Source organism: Prochlorococcus sp. MIT2302 (genome assembly GCF_059772385.1).
On the sequence record NZ_CM186285.1, the window covers coordinates 932,262 to 953,640 of the forward strand.

A 21,379-nucleotide genomic window follows, 5' to 3' on the forward strand; every position below is an offset into this window, starting at 1 on the left:
CTTTTTATCTTATCTTAACAAGCTAAAATAAAACTGTTGTAAAATAAAAATCTTGATCTTACTATGCTGAAATATTGATCGAAAGTCATCTTATGATTCTAACCTTTTTAAAATGAAAAATTTGGAAAGACAATATGATTTATTTAACAATAATTATTTAGATTTTTCAGCACATAATCTTCTTGAAGATATATTTATTGAAAAAAAAATAATTATTGAATGGCAAGAAAAAATAATTAATCATCAATCTCCCATTTTTAAATATAACCGTAAAGACATAAATCAGTCTTCACTATTTGAATCTATTTCAGATGAGTTAAACGAAACTTTTAATCCTATTCAACTTACTCCTTTACCATTAAGTTTTTGGAGATGGCCAAGAACATTGCACAAAGGACCTGCGGTTTATTTTGTAATGGATAAAATTTTTAATTCTGAAGAAAATATTATTTTATATATTGGAGAAACAATTTCCGCAGACAAGAGGTGGAAAGGTGAGCATGACTGTAAAAATTACCTTTCAAATTATTCGGATAGTTTACAAAAAGCAAATTTGATGCCCAAATTAAACATACGTTTCTGGCTTGATGTTCCAGTTAAAACTAAGGAAAGAAGAAAATTAGAACAAAAACTTATTCAAACTTGGCTTCCACCTTTCAATAAAGAGACAAGAGGAATATGGGCAACACCATTTACTTCTTAAGTCAGTTAGCAAAAATTGTTATCATTAACACAAACAATAAAATTAAATGCGCATTTCAGTAGTCGCCAAAGAAATTAACGAATGGTCAGGATCAGTACTTATTGCTGGAATTTTAGAAGGATCAATCGAATGTCAAATAAATTCATTTAAGACAATAATAAATGATACTTATTTGAAACAAAGGTTTAATGACGCAAAGTTCGAAGGCCAAAAAAGTCAGAAATTATCAATAGAGCTTGCAGAAGGCAACATAAAAAAAATTATATTTGTTGGATTAGGTAAAGCTGAAAACCTGCGAATTGATGATCTAAGAAAAGCAGCTTCAACAGCAACTCGTAAAGTTTTGGGTTATGAAAAAAAATTAGGAATTTCTTTCCCTTGGGATGCATTTGATCCATCTTCAGCTGCAGCGGCCGTTGGTGAAGCCGTTCGTTTGTCCTCGATTAAAGATCTAAGATTTAAATCCGAACCAATAGAATCGACTTCAATCGAGGAAGTTGAGTTGATAGGGCTGGACGTGAAAGCGACCGAATCAGCAATTGCTGAAATAATGCCAATTTGCGAAGGAGTTAAATTTGCGAGAGAACTGGTCTCAGCTCCACCCAATTTCCTAACTCCTTATCAAATGGCCATAGAGGCCGAGAAATTAGCAAAAGACTTTGATCTAGATTTAAAAATTCTTGATAAAAAAGATTGTGAAGATCAAGGCATGGGAGCTTACTTAGCAGTTGCCAAAGGATCAGATCTAGATCCAAAATTTATTCATTTAAAATATTCTACAAAAACTACTAAAAATAAAATCGTATTAATTGGGAAAGGCTTAACTTTTGACTCTGGTGGATACAACTTAAAAGTTGGTGCCTCTCAAATTGAAAAAATGAAATATGACATGGGAGGAAGTGCCTCTGTTCTTGGAGCAGCAAGAGCCATAGCAGAATTAAAACCAAATGACATCGAGGTTCACTTCATTGTCGCTTCCTGCGAAAACATGATTAATGGTTCTGCATTGCATCCTGGAGATATCATCAAAGCCTCCAATGGAAAAACTATTGAAGTAAACAATACCGATGCAGAGGGAAGATTAACTTTAGCTGATGCATTGGTTTACGCTTGCAAGCTCAAACCTGACGCTATCGTTGATCTTGCTACTCTTACTGGGGCATGTGTTATTGCACTAGGCGATGAAATAGCTGGGTTATGGACTGACGACGACAAGCTATCGAACCAATTAACTCAAGCCGCAAGTAAAGCTGGAGAGGGTATTTGGAGAATGCCTATGCAAGATTCATACAAAGCTGGAATTAACTCATCTATTGCTGATTTGCAAAACACAGGACCTAGGCCTGGGGGCTCAATTACTGCTGCCTTGTTTCTAAAAGAATTTGTTAACTCAAGTATTCCCTGGGCTCATATTGACATAGCAGGTACATGCTGGACGGAAAAAGATAGAGATATCACTCCAAAGGGGGCAACTGGCTATGGAGTTCGAATGTTAGTTAATTGGATAAAAGAATTGAGTAGAAACTCAAATTAATACTTTAATTAAATAAATTTTAAATTTACAATCTTTTTTTATTTATAATCGCCCCAGACTTTTTTTAATCTATTATCTCTACCACAACTGGTTCTGTAAAAATTATATTTAAGGGGATTTTTAACTGCAAAATCTTGATGATAATTTTCTGCTATCCAAAAGGCTCTTGAATCAATAATACCAACCTTTAATTGCTCCAAAGGTACATTTAATGCATCAGATATCTTTTTTTGAGTCTCTATGGCATCACTCTTTTGTTCTGGGCTAGATGTAAAAATAATAGGCTTATATGAATTACCTCTATCACAAAATTGTCCTTGATCATCAAAAGGATCTATATTAATCCAATATTGCTTAAGTAAATCTTTATAACTAATAACATCATTATCATAACTTACTTTAACAACCTCTTGATGGCCACTATGATTTTCATAAGTGGGATTAGTTAAGTCTCCCCCGGAATATCCACTTTCTGCCGACAAGACTCCATCAATCTTCTCTAGATCATGCTCTAGGCACCAAAAACAACCACCAGCAAAGATAGCTTCTTCTGATTGAGCAAATACTTTGATTGGAGAAGCTATTAATATTTGCACTAGCATACAAAATACTATTAATACTCTGAAGATTTTATTCATAGGAATCATTGAACTAATAAGTCCAGAATATCTTCTGATACTCTATCTGTAACTCCAGGTTTTCCTAATTTATCTTTTAATCTTTTGTAACCAAGCATTATCTCTTCTTTTTTTGAATTATCTTCAAGTATTCTTAATGCTTCATTAAAAATTTTTTCTGCTTTAAAATCCTCTTGTACAAACTCTGAAACCAACATTTCATTTAAAAGAAGATTAACTGGAGAAATATATTTAACATTGAATCTCAATAAATATCTTGCGAAAAAAGCAGTAACTCTACTTACTTTGTATCCAACTATTTGTGGAACTGAGCTTAAAGCCAATTCCATATTTATAGTCCCAGACTTCGCTAAAGCCAGATGAGCAGCCGAAAATAAAAATGGCTTAATCTCATCAACTTCATTTGATAAAATAACCCTTCCAGATACACTATATTCTTTTAATGAATTATTTAATACTTCATTAAATTCTTTTAAACTTGATGGGATAATAACAGTGATAGAGGGATCATTTTCTTGAAGAAGCTTAGCCGCTTTTAAAAGTGTCGGTAGGATATATTTAAGTTCTTGTTTACGCGAAGCAGGAATGATCAGAAGAAGTTTTTTATCAGAACTAAGTCCTATTTTTTTTAATGATTCTTCTCTAGTAGGAATATTTCTATAAAAATCCAACATGGGGTGGCCTACGAATTTTACATTTCCTCCCTTATTTGAATAAAATTCAGCTTCTTCTTCGAAGATAGATAATATTCTATCTGTAAAAGTAATCAAGTCAGTTGTACCTGAATCACCTAACCTCCATGCCCATTCCTGAGGCGCAATATAATAAATTATTGGCACATTAGGAAACTTTTTTTTTACTTTTAATCCCAGTCGAATATTTGGCCCCATATAGTCAATTAAAATAACTGCATCAAGAGAGGAAGATTTTAAGTAATGATCAATTTTTGATTGTGCATTTAAAGTTGGCAGAACGTAAGGAAGGGCTTCTAAAAAACCAATTGCACCTATTGAAGAGGTATTAGATATTAATTTAGCACCAGCTTCTCTCATCCTTTCACCACCTAAAGCAATTATCTCTAATTTAATTTTTCTTTTTTCTGCATTAGTCATCAAAGACTTTATCAGTAAACTTCCCTGCAAGTCTCCTGAAACTTCACCAGTACTAATTAATAACTTCATGATTTATTTAGTTGGCATTAAAGAAGGCATTGGACCTCTTCTACCTTTCCCAATTGAGAGTTCTATAAATCCACATAACCTTTGGGAAGATTGAAATAAATTCTCTTGTTTTGCTATTTTCAAACCATCAGCAATTACATGATTAGACTTAAATAATAAGTTCCAAATTCTTTTCAATTGTAAATATTCTTCTTTATTCACTTTATCTATACTTTTCCTTTTAATTCCAACTTTATTTAATCCCCTCATCCTTCCCGGATGACCTTCTGCTAGGCAATAAGGAGGAACATCTCTATCAACTCTTGTCATGCCTCCCACCATAGCTAAATAACCAATATGCACAAATTGATGTATTCCCAAACAACCTCCAATAACAGCTCTATCTTCAACAACAACATGACCGGCGATCTGCACACTATTTGCTATTACTACATTGTTCCCAATTTCACAATTATGTCCTAAGTGTGAATAAGCCATTAACAAATTTTGATTCCCAACTGTTGTCTTTTCTCCTTCAAAAGTCGCTCTATTTATAGTTACACATTCCCTAAAAGTATTATTATCTCCAATTGAAACATAAGTAGAATCTCCATTATACTTCAAATCTTGGGGTTCTAACCCAATACACGCTCCTGGGAAAATCTTATTATTTGATCCTATTTTTACTTTCCCCTCGATAATTACATTTGGTCCTATCAATGTATTAGGACCAACAATCACATCTGGACCAATTACAGCTCCCGGACCCACACGAACACCTTTGCCTAGGTCAGCCTTTGGAGAGACATCAGCAAAATTATGAATATTAACTGTTTCATCTCCTACTAAACTTTCAGAAGAATCAAGTTCACTCATCAGATCAATCCAAAAGAGAAAACATCAAATCTCCAGAACAAACCAATGTATTATCAACTTTGGCCTCGCCCCTAATTTTTCCAAATCTCTTCCTTTTAATGCTTATCAATTCGCAAGAGATTAACAATTGATCCCCAGGGACCACTGGACGCTTAAAACGAACCGAATCAATTCCAGCGAAAACAAACAGTCCTTTTGGAAGATCAGGCATTTGAGAAACGATCAAGCCACCTACCTGAGCCATTGCTTCTACTATTAAAACCCCTGGCATTAATGGCTTTTCAGGGAAATGGCCTTGAAATTGAGGCTCATTGAGAGTGACATTCTTTATTGCCACCGCTTTTTTCCCTGGATCATGTTCAATCACTCTGTCAACAAGCGCAAAAGGATACCTATGAGGTAAAAGCCCCATTATTTGCTCGCTATTTAAAACAAGAGGTTGAGAAGAAGAGATGTCAGTCAAAATCAGATTTAATTAAGTTAATACCTTTTGAAGAGAAGCTGCAAATTCAGCATGAAGAGAGTGAGACCCTTTATAAACAAAAATCACCGCTCTCGGTAATCCAACAAAAGCTAGATCTCCAATAAAGTCAAGCAATTTATGACGCACTGGTTCATTTGGAAATCTTAAGGGTGGATTAACCCAAGAATCACCATTACAAACCAATGCATTTTCAAGAGATCCTCCTTTAATTAGGCCGGCTTTCTTTAATTCTTCTAACTGATCAAGAAAGCCAAAAGTTCGAGCAGGTGCAATTTCTTTAACAAAATTATTTGGAGACATCTCAATAGAGAAAATTTGCTGACCAATTGCCTTGTACGGGAAATCAATCAAACCTATCAATTTCAAATTTTTTGATGGTTTAGCAAAAATTACACTCTCACCTTGGCTTACAAATATTGGAGATTTTATTTCTGGCCTTGGTCTAGGAGCTGAAGTCGAGCTGGTTATTCCCACCTTTTCAATTTCCTCGATCCAACCAATCGCAGAACCATCAAGTAAAGGGATCTCACTACCAAATATTTCTATATGTACATGAGTCAAGCCTGCGCCAATTAATGAAGCCAACAAGTGTTCAACAGTAGATACTTTTTTTCCATTCAGGTCAAGGGTTGTGCATAAAGGAGTATTTCGTACTTGAGAAATATCAATAGGAATCACGTTGCTAGGTTCGTCCGAAAAAGAGATGTAAAACCCGGTTAATTCTGTTGGCTTGATAATGACTTTACATTTTAGACCTGTATGCAATCCAACGCCATCTTTTATAATTTCGGTTTTAAGCGTCCAACCTTGTTCATAATCATTGGGGAATGAGAACACTAGAATTTCCAGCCTATACCGATGTTATATCGCCAATTACCACTAAAATCTTGACTCGCTGCCTCTATCCGAATTGGGCCAACAGGTGTATTTATAACTGCTCCAGGTCCAACTGAAAAACCAGACCCTGGTTTTTCAAGGATTTTTCCAGGCTTCCCAGGGACATTCGATTGAGAATCAAAATCAGATCCTGCGTCAACAAATATGACTCCAGAGACTAACCGCCAAATAGGAAATCTATATTCTGCTGTTGCCTCTCCATAATTTCTCGCAACACCTAGATCACAAGAGTTCCAACCTCGAACAGAGTTAGTTCCACCCAAGCAAAATGCTTCATAAGGAGGTAGCTCACCAATAATTGTTCCAATCTTTGCCTGAAAACCTAACGACTGAGAGCAATTTAATTTTTCACCAGACTTTGGACGACAACCCTTATGAAACTTAAGCCAATTTACAGGAAAAAAACGTGAATAACTTACCCTAGATCTATTAAAAGCGGGAGAATTCTCCCCTAAAGTAATAAATTGTTCTGAACCAAGAGTGAAATAATCTCCAGAGGTAGGATTTCTTGAATTATTTAAATTATTGTAAGTAACGGCACTTTTAACACTAATAAGTGTATTTTCTGAAGAACAGTTAAATGCTACACAAATAACTTCGTCCTTTGGGACGATACCTTCTTTAAAATTTGTAGATGCCACTCCATAAGGTCTTTTATCTCCTGCGTAATCTATTGGTTTGACTTTCTGGAAATTTGCACCAATAAGTACACTCCAAGGAACCTTTTTTAGTGGCTGACCACCATTTAATGGCCTTGCGAAAGAGAAGCCACCTCCTGTTCGCTCCAAGACAATAGAGTCACCCTCATAATCAAACCAGCTAAACTGAGGTGCTGAAGACTTAGCCGAAGAAAGATTCGTAAATGGTCCAGTTTCTATTAGAATATTATTATTATTTATATCCAATTTTTGGGATTGATTAATATCATAACTTATCGAAGAATTAGACGCCTCATATCTATCTATAACTCCTCTTATACTTCCCCCATCTTGACTTCTAAGTTCTTGAGGAACTTCTCTACTTAAATACAATGAAGTTCTAAAAGATGTTCTGTGTTTATCATTTTTAATCCAGGGGTCATATAAGGAAATATTCAAAAGGGCTCCATATTCACCATAGGTCAAATTCATATTTGATGACCATGATCTTCCAATTAAATTGGACTCTTGCAAACCAATCTGACCAAAGACTCCTTGCGCTCCGCTGTAACCAAGACCTCCTGTCAAAGAACCCGTTCTTTGTTCTGTAATACCTAATGAAATTATAATATTTCCAGGCTTAGAGCTAACTGGTTTAAGAGTGACTTTTACATCATTAAAAAGTGATGTTGCATATAGTCTTTTTATATCTGATTCTAATTTATTTCTATTAAAAACATCTCCAACTTTGGTTAATAATTCTCTTTCAATTACCCATTTTTTCGTTTTCCCTTTTATTTTTCTCCCTTTTTCATCTTCTATATTGCCATCTTCATCTATAAAGCTAATCTCAATACCTGAAATATATCCTTCTTGGATATTAAGTTCTACTATACCAGATTTGGTTACACGACTTGGTCCAGATATCCTTGCTAATGAGTATCCATTTGCATTATACCAATCTTTAATTTCTTTAATTCTTATCTGAAGGGTATTTAAATTTAAAGTTTTTCCGTAATCATCATCAAAAATCTCATTTAATTTATTATTTGAAAGTTTTCTTTCCAAAGGAAGAATATTTATCTCATTGAATATCGGATTAGGTTCAACTTTAATCAAAAGTTGAACTCCTAAAGGACTCTCTAAAGATTCAATTTTTGCACCTGAGAACCAACCTGTTGAATAAATTCTATCTAAATCCTTCTTTACTTCCTCTTTTATCACCTTACTACCAGGCCTAATTAACATTGCATCATAAGCAATAACTTCTAAATTCTCTTTGTCAGGATGGTCTTCAAGTCCCTCAATAATTATTTCAGAAATTAAAACTCTTTTTTCTTCAGCTACGGTATTTTCGTCTTTTTGATTCATTTCATCAGCTATCAACAAATCATTAAGCTTTAAATTAAATTTATTATTATTGATTTGACCCATATATTGAACACTATCAGTAAAAACTTTTTCAACAAATAATTGATCTTCACCTAAGATTATTTTAGAAGCTTTAGTTTCTCCAAAAAGGCTAATAAAAGGAAATACTAAAGCAATAGCATATATGCTTTTGTTTTTTAATTTCTTCTTAGATAGAGTGTGTCTTTTGAACATAGATTTCAAAATAATTCAGTAAAATAAAGTGATTCTTAGCCAAGAATGATTTGATTAAAAAGCGTTAGAAGACTCTTTTTCTATCCGTTTCAGAATCTCCTCATATGCATCAATAACACCTCCAAGATCTTGCCGAAAGCGGTCTTTGTCAAGGATACGTTCCCTAGGGTCAGAATTTTTCTTATCCCAAAACCTACAATTATCTGGACTTATTTCATCCGCCAACACAAGTTTTCCTGATGAGTTAAGGCCAAATTCTAATTTAAAGTCGACCAATAGTAAATCAAGTGAATCAAAATATTCTTTTAAAATTTTGTTTACACTTCTAGTAATTTTCTCTACCTCTTCTATCTGAGAAGAGGATATTATATTAAGCAACTTCAATCTTCTTTCTGTAAGTATAGGATCTCCTAATTCATCATCTTTATAATATAAATCTAGTAGAGGAGGATCTAATATTGTTCCTTGATGTATTGGTGTTTCTCTACATAATGAACCTGTTGCAATATTGCGAATAACAACCTCCAAAGGTATTACATTAATTTTATCCGCAATCATAAAGGTTTCCGAATGGAGTTCTAAAAAATGGGTTGGAATTCCATTAGATTCAAGCAATTTAAAAAGAGCAGCAGAGATTTTGCAATTTAATCGACCTTTCCCTTCGATCAGTGATCGTTTTTTTGCGTTAAAAGCAGTAGCATCATTCTTGAACTCTATTAAAACCCTATCTGGATTTTCAGTCGCAAAAATCCGTTTTGCCTTTCCTTCATAAATTAGTGACCTTTCGATATGATTCATTAATACCTCTGTTATCTAATTAGTATAAATAGACAATGCTAAAAAAATCACCTCAATCAAAACAATTTTTTTTAAAAAACTAACTTTCAAACAACTTAATAACTTTTCTTCAAGAAATATATTTTCTAAAAATTAAAAGGTAATTAACGCTCCACTAAAACTATTTTTCATTGCAGCAAGAGAACAACTATGACAAAGAATCAAAAGCCAGAAGAATTAGCTGAATTAAGAAGGGTATTAATAGTTGGGAATGGAGGAAGAGAAAATTCTATTGCTTGGGCTCTATCAAAAAATCAATCCATAGAAAAAATATATGTTTGCCCAGGGAATGGTGGTACAACCAATTTTGAAAAATGTATATGCCTGAGACCAAAATCCAAAGATGAAAAAGCAATTATTAATGAGTGCAAAAGACTTCAAATTGATTTGGTCATCATCGGTCCTGAAGTCCCTTTAGCTGAAGGCTTGGCAGACAAACTGCGTGAAGCAGATTTAATAGTCTTTGGTCCCGGGAAAGAAGGTGCTCAACTAGAAGCAAGCAAAGGCTGGGCTAAGGGTCTGATGATAGAGAACAATATCCCTACAGCAAAGTACTGGACTGCGGGCTCTAAAGAAGAAGCCTTGAAAATTCTTCAAAGATTCAATAAACCACTTGTTGTCAAAGCAGACGGTCTTGCTGCAGGTAAAGGCGTAACCGTTTGTCAAACAATTGAGAAATCTAGGGAAGCAATTAATGAAGTATTTTCTGGAAAGTTTGGATCTGCAGGAAATAAAATTATTCTCGAAGAAACAATTGAAGGGCCAGAAGTTTCTATTTTTGCTCTTTGTGATGGAGACAACTTAGTTATTCTTCCTCCAGCCCAGGATCACAAAAGATTACTCGAGGGAGATAATGGGCCAAACACTGGTGGAATGGGAGCTTACGCTCCTGCACTTTTACTCAATCAACAAGAGATTGATGACTTAACGGAGCTTGTTCTTATCCCTACTTTAAAAGGTCTGAAAAAAAAGAATATCAAATACATAGGAGTTATTTATGCAGGATTAATGCTCACAAAATCTGGGCCAAAAGTTATTGAATTTAACTGTCGTTTTGGCGACCCAGAATGTCAAGCCTTAATGCCATTAATGGGAAAAGAATTTTCATCAGTAATTTTTGCTTGTGCCAAAGGAGAGTTAAGAAATGCTCCAAAACTTACATTCAAGGCAAAACGAAGTGCCTGTATTGTTGCCGCATCTAAAGGATATCCTGAAAGTCCTCGAAAAGGTGACGAAATTAATATGGATATTGATTCAAATTCTTCTCTACAAATTTTTCACGCAGGAACCGAGGTAGACAAATCTGGCAATATAATTACATCAGGAGGAAGAGTTCTTTCAGTAGTTGCTCAGGGAGAAACCTTTGACGAGGCTTTCAACTTGGCTTACTCTAATATGAAAAAAATCAAGTTTGATGATATGCACTATCGCAAAGATATTGGTTATCAAGTTAGGAATATTTAATTTAATTGAGATTAAATGAATAATTCAAATTTAAAACAAAATAATTCCTTTTCTTCGTCAAAAGACGGTAGCTTTCAAAATGAATTAAGCATATTAGAAAAAATATATTTATGGTGGTCAAGATTTAATCTGAGATCAAAGTTACTAGCATTTGGAACACTAGTAGTTAGTTTTATAATGACACTTATTACGTTCTTTGCTCTGAGTAGTATACAAAAAGATGCAGGCATGAACGATACAAGATATGCCAGAGATTTAGGATTATTATTATCGGGGAATGTCACAGAATTAGTTGCAAAAAATCAAACAAGAGAACTTTTTAACGTAGCAGAGAAGTTTTGGCGTTCAAGCAGAAATTTAAGGTACATTTTCTTCACTGACCCCGATGGCTTAGTGAAACTGGGTATTCCTGTCAGCGCAACGACCAAGGAATCCGAAGAGGAAGGCGCCTTACAACTCACCAGAAAACTTAAACTCCCAAGTGAATTAAAAAAACAACCTCAATTCCCACTAGTCAGGCAACATTCAACTCCTCAAGGTCAAGTAACTGACGTTTTTGTTCCAATGCTTTGGAAAGGTGAGTACCTTGGCACATTAGCTCTTGGAGTAACACCAAATAAAAAAGCTCTTGCCACAGCAGCATTAACAAGAGAGATTACAGTTGCTGTGTTTATTTCTATTTGGGTTTTAGTAATAATTGGCGCAGTATTTAATGCTCTAACAATCACTCGTCCCATCAAAGAATTAGTTATTGGAGTTAGGGAGATTGCTAAAGGTAATTTTAAATCAAGAGTAGATCTACCTATGAGTGGAGAACTTGGAGAACTCTTAAATGGGTTTAATGCAATGGCGTCAAGACTAGAAGACTATGATGCGGCAAATATTGAAGAATTAAAAGCTGCTCAAGTTAAGCAGCAGTCTTTAATAGCCACCATGGCAGATGGAGCACTTCTGATTGATGAACAAGGAAATATTGTTTTAGTAAATCCAACTGCTAGAAGACTGTTTCGATGGGAAGGAAGAAATCTTGAAGGTCAAAAATTGCTAAATCAACTTCCTGATTCCCTCGCGAAAGAGCTCGAAACTCCAATAACTTCTCTTTTAAATAATTTTGGAGACAGCGATGATTTGCGCAGCAATCTTGACGAACCCCCAAGAACACTTCGTATAGTTTTAAAGTCCGTTAGAGATACAACAGGAGAAAACATCAAAGGTATCGCTGTTACCGTTCAAGATCTCACTAGGGAAGTTCAATTAAACGCAGCACAAAAAAGATTCATCAGTAACGTTTCGCACGAATTAAGAACGCCATTATTTAATATTAAAAGCTATGTAGAGACACTATACGACTTAGGTGAACAGCTTACAAAAGATGAGCAAAAAGAGTTTCTGGGTGTTGCAAATTCAGAGACAGATAGACTTACTCGTTTGGTCAATGATGTTCTTGACTTATCCAAACTGGAGTCTGGAAGAACAATCCAATTAGAATCACTAAGTATAAAAGAAGCTATGGAACAAACCCTCAGGAACTATAAACTTAATGCTGAAGATAAAAATGTAAAACTCTTACTAAATGTTGAAAATAATTTAGCTTTTGTTTTAGGGAATTGGGATATGATCTTACAAGTTTTAGATAACCTTGTTGGCAATGCTCTCAAATTCAGCAAAGAAGGAGGAACAATAAATTTAAAGGCATACACATGGCCCGACATATGCGTTGCTTCCCCAGTTGATCAAGATAACAAGGCTCCACATTGTGAGATATTATCTCCAATGCCAAAAATAAGAGTTGAAGTGTCTGATACAGGATGTGGTATCTCTGAAATAGATCAACAAAGAATATTTGAACGTTTTTACAGAGTTGAGGATTCAGTTCATACGGAAATAGGTACTGGATTAGGGCTTTCAATTGTCAAAGGTATCGTCGACAAACATGGGAGTGAAATAAGAATGGCTAGTGAACCAAATACAGGAACGACTTTCTGGTTTGAGCTCCCTCTTGAAGATTCGGATTCTGATCAGTTATTACTTAAATCTGCAAGAAAAAATTGGGAAATTGAAAATGACAAGTCTTTAATAAATTAGAAATCACTCTTCTTTCATTTCAATGGTTTTAAAAACACCAGGAATTTGCTCTTCAGGATTAATTCGATGAGGGGCTCCACTAAAAATTTGTTCAAAATTAGAGAATGAATCTTTAATCTCAGGGCCTTCATTAGTAATGATATATTCACGTATTCTTTTGTCATGCCATGATCCCCGCATCTTAAAAACATTTATTGCTCTTGCCATTTCCCCTCTTATTTCTACATACTGTAAAAGCAAAATAGTATCAGTTATCGTCGAAATATGGGAATCAGTAATCGAGTGGCTTCCCATAAATTCTTCTGCAGTATTAGTAAAGAATCCAGCTATTTCTTCTTGTTTTGCGTAACCAGTTACTCCAATAACGAACTGTCTAAATGCATTTAAGCTTACACCTCTTGCCAGTGCAGATAATGAATCGATTGCCATCCTGGAAGGTTTATAATCAGTAATCTCTGATTTAATAATTTGAAGATGATCTTCCAACCCAGTTGACTCTGGATAAGCACAAATAATCTTCAATAATCCATCAGCTTCCATTTTTTCAAAATCAATCCCCCAACTAGTTGCATTCCTTAGTAGTTGAGCTCTTGACTCTTCATATGCAAAAAGGATTGTTCGTTCTTTATGTTTATACGCATCTTCAACAAACTTAGAAACCAACATGGTTTTCCCAGTACCGGTCGCACCAGTTGCAAGAATAATTGAATCTTGAAAATATCCTCCTCCACACATTTCATCCAAATCAGGGACACCAGAACTTATGCGAATATTTGATGACCTTTGAGTCAATCTCATTGCACCTAAAGGAAATGCAACTATTCCTTGGGGACCCATTGTGAAAGGGAATTCTCCCTTCATATGAGTAGTTCCTCTTAATTTCAAAATTTCTACAGTTCTTCTCCTCTTCTCTGCTTCTAAAACATTTCTTAAAATCACAACATTGTCAGAAACAAATTCTTCAACTCCATATCTAGCAATTGGACCATATTCATCTATTCTTTCAGTGGTCATAACAGTAGTCACTCCTATTTCTTTTAGTCTTGCGATAAGTCGAAAAATCTCTCTTCTAACAACATAAATAGCGTCATATTGTTGAAAAACTGCTGTCATTGAATCTATAGCCACTCTCTTAGCTTTGAACTTTCTAATGGCATAACTAATCCTTTCAATTAACCCAGACAAATCAAAACTTCCAGCGACATCTTGTCCTTCTGGGTCTGGAGATGCATCTAAAATAAAAAGTTTATTTTGATCAATTAATTCTTGTAAATCCCAACCAAAACTTGCGGCATTTCGAACAATGTCTAGAGGTGATTCTTCAAAAGTAACAAAAATCCCAGGTTCATCAAAATTACAAATTCCATGATGAAGATATTGCAGAGAAAAAACTGTTTTACCAGTCCCTGATGTTCCGCTAACTAAAGTGCTGCGTGCATTAGGCAACCCACCATGACAAATATCATCAAAGCCCTCGATCCCAGTTGGGAGTTTTTGAACATGCATGTTTGATCGAATTTTTCTATTAAAGAACGCTTAAAGCTGTTATATGTAAAACATAATCAACAAACACTAAAAATTGCTTAGTTATAGGTTGGGCTTAAGAATTCATTTACTTCTTGTTTAATTAGCTAAATTATTTATCAGAAGAGTAAAACATTTCTTGATCTGAAAGTTCATCGTACAAAAGGTCCAATCCAATTAGCACCTTTTCTCTATCTGAAAGGTCGCCAATGATTCTTCGGACAGGTGGGGGTAATATCTTAGATAAAGTTGGCGTTGCAAGGATTTTATCTTCCTCGGCTAATTGAGGACTTTTTAAAACATCAATAACTTTAAGAGCATAGACACCTTTAAATTCACTTTCTAGGATTTCTCTCAGAGTGTTCAAAGCCCTCATAGAGTTGGGAGTATTCCCAGCCACATAAAGCTTAAGGATATATGTCTTTCTTGCACTCATTTAAAAACCTCTTAAAAATCAATAGAACATTTGCCCTACTTAGATCTTGACTAAATAACCAACAAAAAGCCAGAATGTTAGTTTGTTTTTCGATTACGATTAAGGCTTAATCGATTAAAAAAAAGGAAACCCTTTTTTATTTTATTTCGAGCCTTAACGTGTCACCAATAATTATGGCTGATAAAAAATCAACTCCCACAAAGAACACTACACAAGATAAAACTTACGCGATAGTCGAAGCCTCAGGAAAACAATTTTGGCTTCAACCCAACCGTTATTACGATTTAGACAGATGCCATGCAGAAGTTAATGATGTTTTGACTCTTGAGAAAGTGCTTCTGCTTAACGATGGTAAAGATTTAAAGCTTGGGAAACCTTACGTAAAAGATGCGAAAGTAGAAATTAAAGTCTTAGAACATAGAAGAGGTCCAAAAATAATAGTTTATAAAATGAGACCAAAGAAAAAGACAAGAAGAAAAAATGGACATCGTCAAGAACTAACGAGAGTTTTAGTTCAATCAATATCATTAGGATCAAAACCCAAAAAATCTAAAGAGACAAAAGACACCAAAACCACTACTGCTAAAGTAGAATCTTAGAAGTAAAAAACTAAAAAATTCCATAAATCATGGCTCATAAGAAAGGTACTGGATCCACAAGGAATGGGAGAGACTCAAACTCCAAAAGACTTGGGGTAAAAGCTTATGGTGGTGAAAAAGTAACTGCGGGATCTATTCTCATTCGCCAAAGAGGCACATCTATACTCCCAGGGATTAATGTAGGGAGAGGAAAAGATGATACTCTTTTCGCCCTAGCTGATGGTTCAGTTCATTTTGAAAGTATCCGAAGAGGGTTAAGGAATAGAAAAAGAATCAATATATCTACTGCTAAAGCTGTTTAGTTTATTTTTTTAAAGGTTTATAAGCTCGAGCAGTAATTAAAAAAGGATGGAACACTTCTATAAAGTTTAATTGTAAGGTTGAAAAGAAATTCTCAATAAGAACAGGATCATCAAAATGGAATGGATATTCTCCGTTTTTACCTTTGTAAAAATACCAATTCAGTAGAGCTATTCCTTCTGGTGAAAGTTTTTCCAAAAATATTCTCAGTTGTTTTGCTGGATCTGGAAGATGTTCTAAGACATCAAAACAAATAAGAGAATCAAAAATCACATCAGAGGTGCTTTCTAAATCTCTAAAAACTGAAATCTTATTTTCTATACCCAATTCCTTAGATCTATGTTCTACAAAACTACGGTTTTGAGGATTAAGATCCACAAACCAAACATGTTCAACATCTGGCAAAAATGATGCAGCCAGAGCATGCGTACCAATACCCCCGCCAAAATCCAAAACTTTTCCAGAGGCAAATTTTTGTTGTAAACGAAGAGTATCAGCTATGTAATTAGAACTATTTAAATGCCAAGATGCAAGGTCTATCAAATGAGCATCTCCAACTTCTGCCTCATAAAAATCACCTGCATTTTTTTCAGTAAAGGCTCCTGGATGCAGAGCCGCCAAATCATGAACTCCGTTAATTAACCTTTGATCTAGTTGATCATTATTTATTTGAAGGAAATCAATAAGGTGTTTTTTTAAATTAAAGCCATTTTTAAGGAAGCAGGAAATACTTAGATCTAAATTGGTCATATTATTTGGCTCACTGAACACACTGAGTTATAACTTTAAATGTTCAAGGTTACTTGAACAATCTTTTTAAGTGAGCCTCAACCTACAATATAAATTTTGGAAAAGCCTTTTGGATTTGTTGTCATTGATAAGCCTGCTGGGCTTACTTCTCATGATTGCGTGAATAGACTTCGAAAAGTATTTGATATCAAAAAAATTGGACATAGTGGAACCCTAGATCCCTCAGTTACTGGTGTACTACCAATAGCAATAGGTGATGCGACGAGATTAATCCCTTATTTACAAGGCTCTAAAGCCTATACAGGAATCATTAAGTTGGGGATTACTACTAATACTGATGATATGCAAGGAGAAATCATAGAATCAAAAATTTTGCCATTAATTAGCAAAAATGATATAGATTGTATACTTGAAAATTTCAGAGGAGAGATATTACAAAAGCCCCCTATTTTCTCTAGTGTTCATGTAAAAGGAGAGAGAGCTTATAAGAAAGCAAGAAAAGGAGAAAAATTTGATTTGAAACCTAAAAAAATAACCATAAACAAATTAAATTTAATAAGCTGGTCACCAAGTAATGGTGAGTTATTAGTTGACGTCGACTGCTCAGCAGGAACATACATTAGATCCTTGGCTAGAGATATTGGAGATAAAATTGGATGCGGTGGTCATTTAAAAAAGTTGAGACGCACCAAAGCCTTTAATTTTAACGAGAATCATTCAGTACTACTTCCTGAGAAATCAGAATTTTATCCAGAAAAAAATAAACCTAAAGTTTTTAACCCTAATATTTTTTTTGAACATCTTTCTTCTTTTAAATTAATTTCTGAAGAGGAGATTATTAGTTGGCGCTCAGGAAGAAAGATAAGTTTTCAAAATAATACAAAACGTTTAAAGTTATCTAAGAACAAAGAAATTGAAAATAGTAATATTAATAATATTTTAGTATTGGATATTGAAAATAAAATCCTTGGGATAGCAGTTTTAGATGAAAGTTATGCAATTAAGCCTAAGGTTGTTTTTAATGCAATTGGTTAAACTCATAAAATATAAAACTTATAATATTAATCCATAACTAATAATATTTACCTAATAGGTTTTTATTTGTACTCCCGTATAATAATGTTTAAGGATTTCACGAAAACTTGATCCTCTTTCAGCCATTGCTTTAGCACCCCATTGGCTCATTCCTACCCCATGCCCAGCTCCATAACCTCTCACTAATAAGAAATAATCTTTTGGAATCTCCGGTAGAGGTTGAGGAGCTATATCATTGAAAACTTTATTATAAATATTCAATTTATTATCCAAATTAGTTTGTTTATATTTTAAATAAACATCAAATTTAGTACTAAGCAATTTAAATTTTTTTCTAAAGTTCTTCCCAGAAATATTCTTATTCCCATTCAATCCATAAAGTTTAATTTTCAAAACTCGATCGGTATTGCTTTTATTAATAATTTGTATACTGTTTACTCCACCCAAGTCAGGAAAGATCTTGTCTAACTCTCCTAAGGTAAATTTATTACTCCATCTATACTTTTCACCGTTTTGATCATAGTCAATAACACTTTTTAAATAAGGTAATTGATACTTCCAAACTGTGCCACTATTCTCAGTCCTCCCTCCAGAGCTACTGTGAAAAACTGCCTCTATAAGTTTATTTTTATAAAACAAAGCAAGTGATCTTGTACTTTTGACTGCTCTATTTATTTTTGCTGTTTCAGCTTCAAGTCCTAAATAAACTTGACTTTCTTGAGTTGAATGAATATCAAAGGATTGATTCCCGTCTAAAAGTTTTAAAGCATAAGTCCTAGCTGCTATTGCTTGAGCTTGAAGTGCTGCAAGTGGAAATTCTTTAGGCATTTCACTACCGACAACACTTTTTAAATATTTCTCTAAGTTTAAAGAATTTATTATTTGCAAATTTTGATCATTCAAAGAAATTCTTAAGTCTCCCGCATATCTTCTATTTTTATACCAAATCCCTCTATCATCATTATTTCTGATTATTAAATTAAAGTTCTTAGGTAATTCAAACCAAGAATTTTTATTGTTGTTAATAGAATAGTTAACATTGCCATTATCGTAAATTATATTTATAGATTTAATAGATCTTTGTTTAGAAGAAATCCCTTTAACAAAAAAAGATTTAGCACCATCTGCTCTAAATCTTGCCTTTTTTTCTTGACCAATTAAGACTCTTATTACTGGATCTTTAGCAGCAATTGACTTTAATGGGGAGATGAAAAATATAGCTAAAAAAATCATGGCCCATCCCTTACTACTTTTAAGTGACGTGCTCACAATAAAAATTGAATTTAGGTACTAATTCTGCCTATAAGATAGAAGATCTACCAGTGGTCAAAGCTTTGAATGGCACCATGTACTAAAGAGGAGAAACTTGCAAGTCACTTTTCTAGGAACAAGCTCAGGAGTTCCAACTCTAACTAGAAACGTATCAGCGATGGTACTAAAGCCTCCACAAAGATCAGATTTGTGGTTGTTTGATTGTGGTGAAGGTACTCAACATCAATTCATGAGAAGCAACCTTAAACTATCTCAAATAAAAAAAATATTCATAACTCATATGCATGGTGATCATGTGTATGGCCTACCAGGACTTTTATCAAGTATTGGGTTGGCTGGAAGCAGCTCTGGAATTGAGCTTTATGGACCTGCACCTCTTAAAAATTTTATTGATGCTTGCTTATATAACAGTTCCAGCAGATTGGCTTACTCATTAAAATTCCATAGGGTAGAAAATTCTGCTTTTCAAAAAGAAATTTTATTTGAAGATTCCAATTTAGAAGTAAAAGTTGCTCCTCTTAAGCATCGAATTCCCTCTTTTGCTTACAGAGTGAATCAGAAATCCCGACCAGGCAGATTCGACATAGATAAAGCAAAATCACAAAAAATACCACCTGGCCCCGTATATGCCGCACTCCAAAGAGGAGAGGAAGTGCGCTTAGATGATGGACGAATTTTTTCTGGAAAAGAATTCTGCGGGCCTCCTAGAGCTGGCATCAGCATGGTTTACTGCACGGATACTGTTTATACAGAATCCGCAGTTGATTTTTCGCGAGAGGCTGACCTATTAATTCATGAAGCTACATATGGTTACCAAGAAACCGAGATGGCTTATCAAAGAGGTCATTCTACTTCCACTATGGCGGCTCAAATTGCTGCAAAAGCGAACGTAAATCAATTAATTTTGACTCATTTAAGCCCGAGATATACCCCTGGGAATGAAACAACTCCTAATGATTTGCTTAATGAAGCAAAAGCAATTTTTCCAAATACTCAGTTGGCAAAAGACTTTTTACAAATTGACCTAAAAAAACGCTGCAACAGTTCTTGATCCCTTGCCTATGAATTGCCACTACATGAAACAATGGTCGAGTTTGGTGCTTCCGTCAATCGCTGGCGTTATTAATGGATTCTCTTATTTCTTCCCTTAAACGGTCACTTACAAGACTATTTATCTTGATACCTGTGCTTGTAAGTCTCAGCATTAGTCCTTTATCTGCAAGTGCCCTGTATCCCAGCGATCCTTCATCAGTAGACGCTATAGATGACAGCTTGCATGGTCAGGACTTGCAAAATACAGAATATGTAAAGTACGACTTATCAGGAAAAGATCTTGGTGAGGCAAATTTTACAGGTGCTTATTTCAGTGTTTCTAGTTTAAAAAATGCTGACCTAACAGGTGCGAACATGACAAATGTCATTGCTTATGCAACTAGGTTTGATAATGCGAACCTCACAAACGTAAAACTCACCGGTGCAGAGCTTCTAAAGAGTGTTTTTGATGGTGTAACCATCGAAGGTGCTGACTTTACAGATGCTGTACTTGATAGAAGTCAACAGAAAAAGCTTTGTGAGGTAGCTACTGGAAGCACAGCCGATAGTCTTGGTTGTAGCACTAGAGGTGCTGGATATGTCCCCGCGACCAAAGGTCAGGGTTTCAACCCAGGTACTTAAATTTCTCCAAAATTTAACACCTAATAAAAAAGGGGCCATTGGCCCCTTTTTTATTAGGTTGAAAACTAACTTTTTTATTTTGTGATAAGGAAGAAAGCCGCTGCAGCTCCGCCAACCGCAAACATTGGCAGGCCAACAAGCAAATGTGAGGTGCCAAAGCCAAAGCCTTTTTGGCGCAATATAAAATAGCCAACCCCAGCAGCTCCCGCAGCCAATGGAATAGCAGCAGTGGCAGCAGAAGCAACAGCGTGATAGTCGAAGTTCATCCCTTTGTTGAAATTTAATTGCTTACAATTATCCTTCAATTTTGAAAAATGGTATGAATTTTAACGTGAAATGCTTCATATCTTCATCACTTTAAATCCAAAAAGGATTTTCAATTTTCTTAAATTCATACAGCTTGAGGCGCAATATTTGTGCTAACTCTTGAACGAGGACGTTTGCTATACCACCATTCCTCAATATTTGAATCTAATCGTTCAGAATATGATGTCAAAATCATTTTTGTAGGTCTCTCTCCAGGTTGGATTATCTCAACGGAATAAGATGGGCATTTTTGTGCTGCGATATCAGGAACAAATCTTTTGCCAACTCTTTTCCAACTAGGCTCCCTCCCTCTCCATGAAAGCCTGCAACAAGGCCAAGGTAATTCTTCACGGTCATAAAGACGACAACAAGGGCCTAGAACCCTATAACTAAATTGACCACCAACACTTGAGTGAATAGAACCATGATCTAAAAGATCTTTAACTTTATCGGTTGGTAAAACTTCTGAAATCAATTAATCAATAAATAAATTTATTTGCGCCCATGAGCACACAGGATAAATTCTGGCGAAAAAGGAGATACATGGCTAGCAAAACAATAA

The 21,379-nt window shown here is 34.8% G+C and carries 22 protein-coding genes; 9 read left to right on the plus strand and 13 right to left on the minus strand.

Annotated features, from left to right (window positions below; translation table 11 throughout):
• The first annotated feature begins 112 nt into the window (after positions 1–112).
• Positions 113–703, plus strand: a complete 591-nt coding sequence (locus AC6EI2_RS05530; RefSeq protein WP_498463388.1) for a GIY-YIG nuclease family protein — start codon at positions 113–115, stop codon at positions 701–703.
• Positions 704–749: 46 nt separating this feature from the next.
• Positions 750–2,237, plus strand: a complete 1,488-nt coding sequence (locus AC6EI2_RS05535) for a leucyl aminopeptidase (RefSeq protein ID WP_498463389.1) — start codon at positions 750–752, stop codon at positions 2,235–2,237.
• A gap of 38 nt (positions 2,238–2,275) precedes the next feature.
• On the opposite strand, the gene msrA is transcribed toward AC6EI2_RS05535, so the two are convergent.
• The 7 genes from msrA to purC all read right to left on the minus strand — a co-directional run bounded on the left by msrA (position 2,276) and on the right by purC (position 9,333).
• Complete coding sequence (msrA, locus tag AC6EI2_RS05540) at positions 2,276–2,884, minus strand: peptide-methionine (S)-S-oxide reductase MsrA (protein ID WP_498463390.1); 609 nt, start codon at positions 2,882–2,884, stop codon at positions 2,276–2,278.
• Positions 2,881–4,056 (minus strand): lipid-A-disaccharide synthase, encoded by a 1,176-nt coding sequence (lpxB, locus tag AC6EI2_RS05545; protein ID WP_498463391.1) that lies wholly within the window; start codon positions 4,054–4,056, stop codon positions 2,881–2,883. The genes msrA and lpxB overlap by 4 nt, the downstream gene beginning before the upstream one ends.
• Positions 4,057–4,059: 3 nt before the next feature.
• Positions 4,060–4,911 (minus strand): acyl-ACP--UDP-N-acetylglucosamine O-acyltransferase, encoded by an 852-nt coding sequence (gene lpxA, locus AC6EI2_RS05550; RefSeq protein WP_498463392.1) that lies wholly within the window; start codon positions 4,909–4,911, stop codon positions 4,060–4,062.
• A gap of 4 nt (positions 4,912–4,915) precedes the next feature.
• Positions 4,916–5,323: a 3-hydroxyacyl-ACP dehydratase FabZ gene (gene fabZ / locus AC6EI2_RS05555; RefSeq protein ID WP_498463463.1), complete on the minus strand. Its 408-nt coding sequence runs from the start codon at positions 5,321–5,323 to the stop codon at positions 4,916–4,918.
• A 63-nt stretch (positions 5,324–5,386) separates the two neighbouring features.
• Complete coding sequence (gene lpxC / locus AC6EI2_RS05560; protein WP_498463393.1) at positions 5,387–6,232, minus strand: UDP-3-O-acyl-N-acetylglucosamine deacetylase; 846 nt, start codon at positions 6,230–6,232, stop codon at positions 5,387–5,389.
• Positions 6,232–8,535, minus strand: a complete 2,304-nt coding sequence (locus tag AC6EI2_RS05565; protein ID WP_498463394.1) for a BamA/TamA family outer membrane protein — start codon at positions 8,533–8,535, stop codon at positions 6,232–6,234. Before AC6EI2_RS05565 ends, lpxC begins: the two co-directional genes overlap by 1 nt.
• Before the next feature lie 54 nt (positions 8,536–8,589).
• Positions 8,590–9,333, minus strand: a complete 744-nt coding sequence (gene purC, locus AC6EI2_RS05570; RefSeq protein WP_498463395.1) for a phosphoribosylaminoimidazolesuccinocarboxamide synthase — start codon at positions 9,331–9,333, stop codon at positions 8,590–8,592.
• Between the two features lie 189 nt (positions 9,334–9,522).
• Here purC and purD point away from each other — a divergent pair, with 189 nt between their 5' ends.
• Positions 9,523–10,836, plus strand: a complete 1,314-nt coding sequence (gene purD, locus AC6EI2_RS05575; RefSeq protein ID WP_498463396.1) for a phosphoribosylamine--glycine ligase — start codon at positions 9,523–9,525, stop codon at positions 10,834–10,836.
• A gap of 15 nt (positions 10,837–10,851) precedes the next feature.
• Complete coding sequence (locus tag AC6EI2_RS05580) at positions 10,852–12,921, plus strand: HAMP domain-containing sensor histidine kinase (protein ID WP_498463397.1); 2,070 nt, start codon at positions 10,852–10,854, stop codon at positions 12,919–12,921.
• Positions 12,922–12,924: 3 nt separating this feature from the next.
• Here the strand turns inward: AC6EI2_RS05580 and kaiC are convergent, their stop codons facing one another.
• Positions 12,925–14,427: a circadian clock protein KaiC gene (gene kaiC / locus AC6EI2_RS05585; RefSeq protein WP_498463398.1), complete on the minus strand. Its 1,503-nt coding sequence runs from the start codon at positions 14,425–14,427 to the stop codon at positions 12,925–12,927.
• A 130-nt stretch (positions 14,428–14,557) separates the two neighbouring features.
• Positions 14,558–14,881 (minus strand): circadian clock protein KaiB, encoded by a 324-nt coding sequence (kaiB, locus tag AC6EI2_RS05590; protein ID WP_498463399.1) that lies wholly within the window; start codon positions 14,879–14,881, stop codon positions 14,558–14,560.
• 173 nt (positions 14,882–15,054) lie between these two features.
• On the opposite strand from kaiB, the gene rplU reads away from it, so the two are divergent.
• Both rplU and rpmA read left to right on the plus strand, forming a co-directional pair.
• Positions 15,055–15,480 carry a 50S ribosomal protein L21 gene (rplU, locus tag AC6EI2_RS05595; protein WP_498463400.1) on the plus strand — a complete coding sequence of 142 codons (426 nt, stop codon included), beginning with the start codon at positions 15,055–15,057 and terminating at the stop codon, positions 15,478–15,480.
• A 29-nt stretch (positions 15,481–15,509) separates the two neighbouring features.
• Positions 15,510–15,782, plus strand: coding sequence for a 50S ribosomal protein L27 (rpmA, locus tag AC6EI2_RS05600; protein ID WP_498463401.1), 273 nt, complete (start codon positions 15,510–15,512; stop codon positions 15,780–15,782).
• A 1-nt stretch (position 15,783) separates the two neighbouring features.
• On the opposite strand, the gene AC6EI2_RS05605 is transcribed toward rpmA, so the two are convergent.
• Positions 15,784–16,530 carry a class I SAM-dependent methyltransferase gene (locus AC6EI2_RS05605; RefSeq protein ID WP_498463402.1) on the minus strand — a complete coding sequence of 249 codons (747 nt, stop codon included), beginning with the start codon at positions 16,528–16,530 and terminating at the stop codon, positions 15,784–15,786.
• A gap of 96 nt (positions 16,531–16,626) precedes the next feature.
• On the opposite strand from AC6EI2_RS05605, the gene truB reads away from it, so the two are divergent.
• A complete protein-coding gene (gene truB / locus AC6EI2_RS05610) occupies positions 16,627–17,565 on the plus strand; it encodes a tRNA pseudouridine(55) synthase TruB (RefSeq protein ID WP_498463403.1) in 939 nt (312 codons plus the stop codon).
• Between the two features lie 51 nt (positions 17,566–17,616).
• Here the strand turns inward: truB and AC6EI2_RS05615 are convergent, their stop codons facing one another.
• Positions 17,617–18,834: a SpoIID/LytB domain-containing protein gene (locus tag AC6EI2_RS05615; RefSeq protein WP_498463404.1), complete on the minus strand. Its 1,218-nt coding sequence runs from the start codon at positions 18,832–18,834 to the stop codon at positions 17,617–17,619.
• 97 nt (positions 18,835–18,931) lie between these two features.
• Here AC6EI2_RS05615 and AC6EI2_RS05620 point away from each other — a divergent pair, with 97 nt between their 5' ends.
• Both AC6EI2_RS05620 and AC6EI2_RS05625 read left to right on the plus strand, forming a co-directional pair.
• Complete coding sequence (locus AC6EI2_RS05620) at positions 18,932–19,888, plus strand: ribonuclease Z (RefSeq protein WP_498463405.1); 957 nt, start codon at positions 18,932–18,934, stop codon at positions 19,886–19,888.
• A gap of 74 nt (positions 19,889–19,962) precedes the next feature.
• A complete protein-coding gene (locus tag AC6EI2_RS05625; protein ID WP_498463406.1) occupies positions 19,963–20,511 on the plus strand; it encodes a pentapeptide repeat-containing protein in 549 nt (182 codons plus the stop codon).
• A 74-nt stretch (positions 20,512–20,585) separates the two neighbouring features.
• Here the strand turns inward: AC6EI2_RS05625 and AC6EI2_RS05630 are convergent, their stop codons facing one another.
• Both AC6EI2_RS05630 and AC6EI2_RS05635 read right to left on the minus strand, forming a co-directional pair.
• The gene (locus AC6EI2_RS05630) at positions 20,586–20,777 is read right to left on the minus strand and encodes a hypothetical protein (RefSeq protein ID WP_158467090.1); all 192 of its coding nucleotides are present in this window, start codon (positions 20,775–20,777) and stop codon (positions 20,586–20,588) included.
• Positions 20,778–20,902: 125 nt separating this feature from the next.
• Positions 20,903–21,292, minus strand: a complete 390-nt coding sequence (locus tag AC6EI2_RS05635) for a DUF8632 family protein (RefSeq protein WP_498463407.1) — start codon at positions 21,290–21,292, stop codon at positions 20,903–20,905.
• Positions 21,293–21,379 lie beyond the last annotated feature (87 nt).

What these genes read in the sequence shown, in the direction of transcription:
- AC6EI2_RS05535 (WP_498463389.1), top strand. Translation starts at nt 750, where the DNA reads ATGCGCATTTCAGTAGTCGCCAAAGAAATTAACGAATGGTCAGGATCA.
- purC (WP_498463395.1), bottom strand. Translation starts at nt 9,333, where the DNA reads ATGAATCATATCGAAAGGTCACTAATTTATGAAGGAAAGGCAAAACGG.
- kaiB (WP_498463399.1), bottom strand. Translation starts at nt 14,881, where the DNA reads ATGAGTGCAAGAAAGACATATATCCTTAAGCTTTATGTGGCTGGGAAT.
- rplU (WP_498463400.1), top strand. Translation starts at nt 15,055, where the DNA reads ATGGCTGATAAAAAATCAACTCCCACAAAGAACACTACACAAGATAAA.
- AC6EI2_RS05530 (WP_498463388.1), top strand. Translation starts at nt 113, where the DNA reads ATGAAAAATTTGGAAAGACAATATGATTTATTTAACAATAATTATTTA.
- purD (WP_498463396.1), top strand. Translation starts at nt 9,523, where the DNA reads ATGACAAAGAATCAAAAGCCAGAAGAATTAGCTGAATTAAGAAGGGTA.
- AC6EI2_RS05565 (WP_498463394.1), bottom strand. Translation starts at nt 8,535, where the DNA reads ATGTTCAAAAGACACACTCTATCTAAGAAGAAATTAAAAAACAAAAGC.
- AC6EI2_RS05580 (WP_498463397.1), top strand. Translation starts at nt 10,852, where the DNA reads ATGAATAATTCAAATTTAAAACAAAATAATTCCTTTTCTTCGTCAAAA.
- AC6EI2_RS05630 (WP_158467090.1), bottom strand. Translation starts at nt 20,777, where the DNA reads ATGAACTTCGACTATCACGCTGTTGCTTCTGCTGCCACTGCTGCTATT.
- kaiC (WP_498463398.1), bottom strand. Translation starts at nt 14,427, where the DNA reads ATGCATGTTCAAAAACTCCCAACTGGGATCGAGGGCTTTGATGATATT.
- AC6EI2_RS05625 (WP_498463406.1), top strand. Translation starts at nt 19,963, where the DNA reads ATGGATTCTCTTATTTCTTCCCTTAAACGGTCACTTACAAGACTATTT.
- msrA (WP_498463390.1), bottom strand. Translation starts at nt 2,884, where the DNA reads ATGATTCCTATGAATAAAATCTTCAGAGTATTAATAGTATTTTGTATG.
- AC6EI2_RS05605 (WP_498463402.1), bottom strand. Translation starts at nt 16,530, where the DNA reads ATGACCAATTTAGATCTAAGTATTTCCTGCTTCCTTAAAAATGGCTTT.
- lpxB (WP_498463391.1), bottom strand. Translation starts at nt 4,056, where the DNA reads ATGAAGTTATTAATTAGTACTGGTGAAGTTTCAGGAGACTTGCAGGGA.
- lpxA (WP_498463392.1), bottom strand. Translation starts at nt 4,911, where the DNA reads ATGAGTGAACTTGATTCTTCTGAAAGTTTAGTAGGAGATGAAACAGTT.
- rpmA (WP_498463401.1), top strand. Translation starts at nt 15,510, where the DNA reads ATGGCTCATAAGAAAGGTACTGGATCCACAAGGAATGGGAGAGACTCA.
- fabZ (WP_498463463.1), bottom strand. Translation starts at nt 5,323, where the DNA reads ATGGGGCTTTTACCTCATAGGTATCCTTTTGCGCTTGTTGACAGAGTG.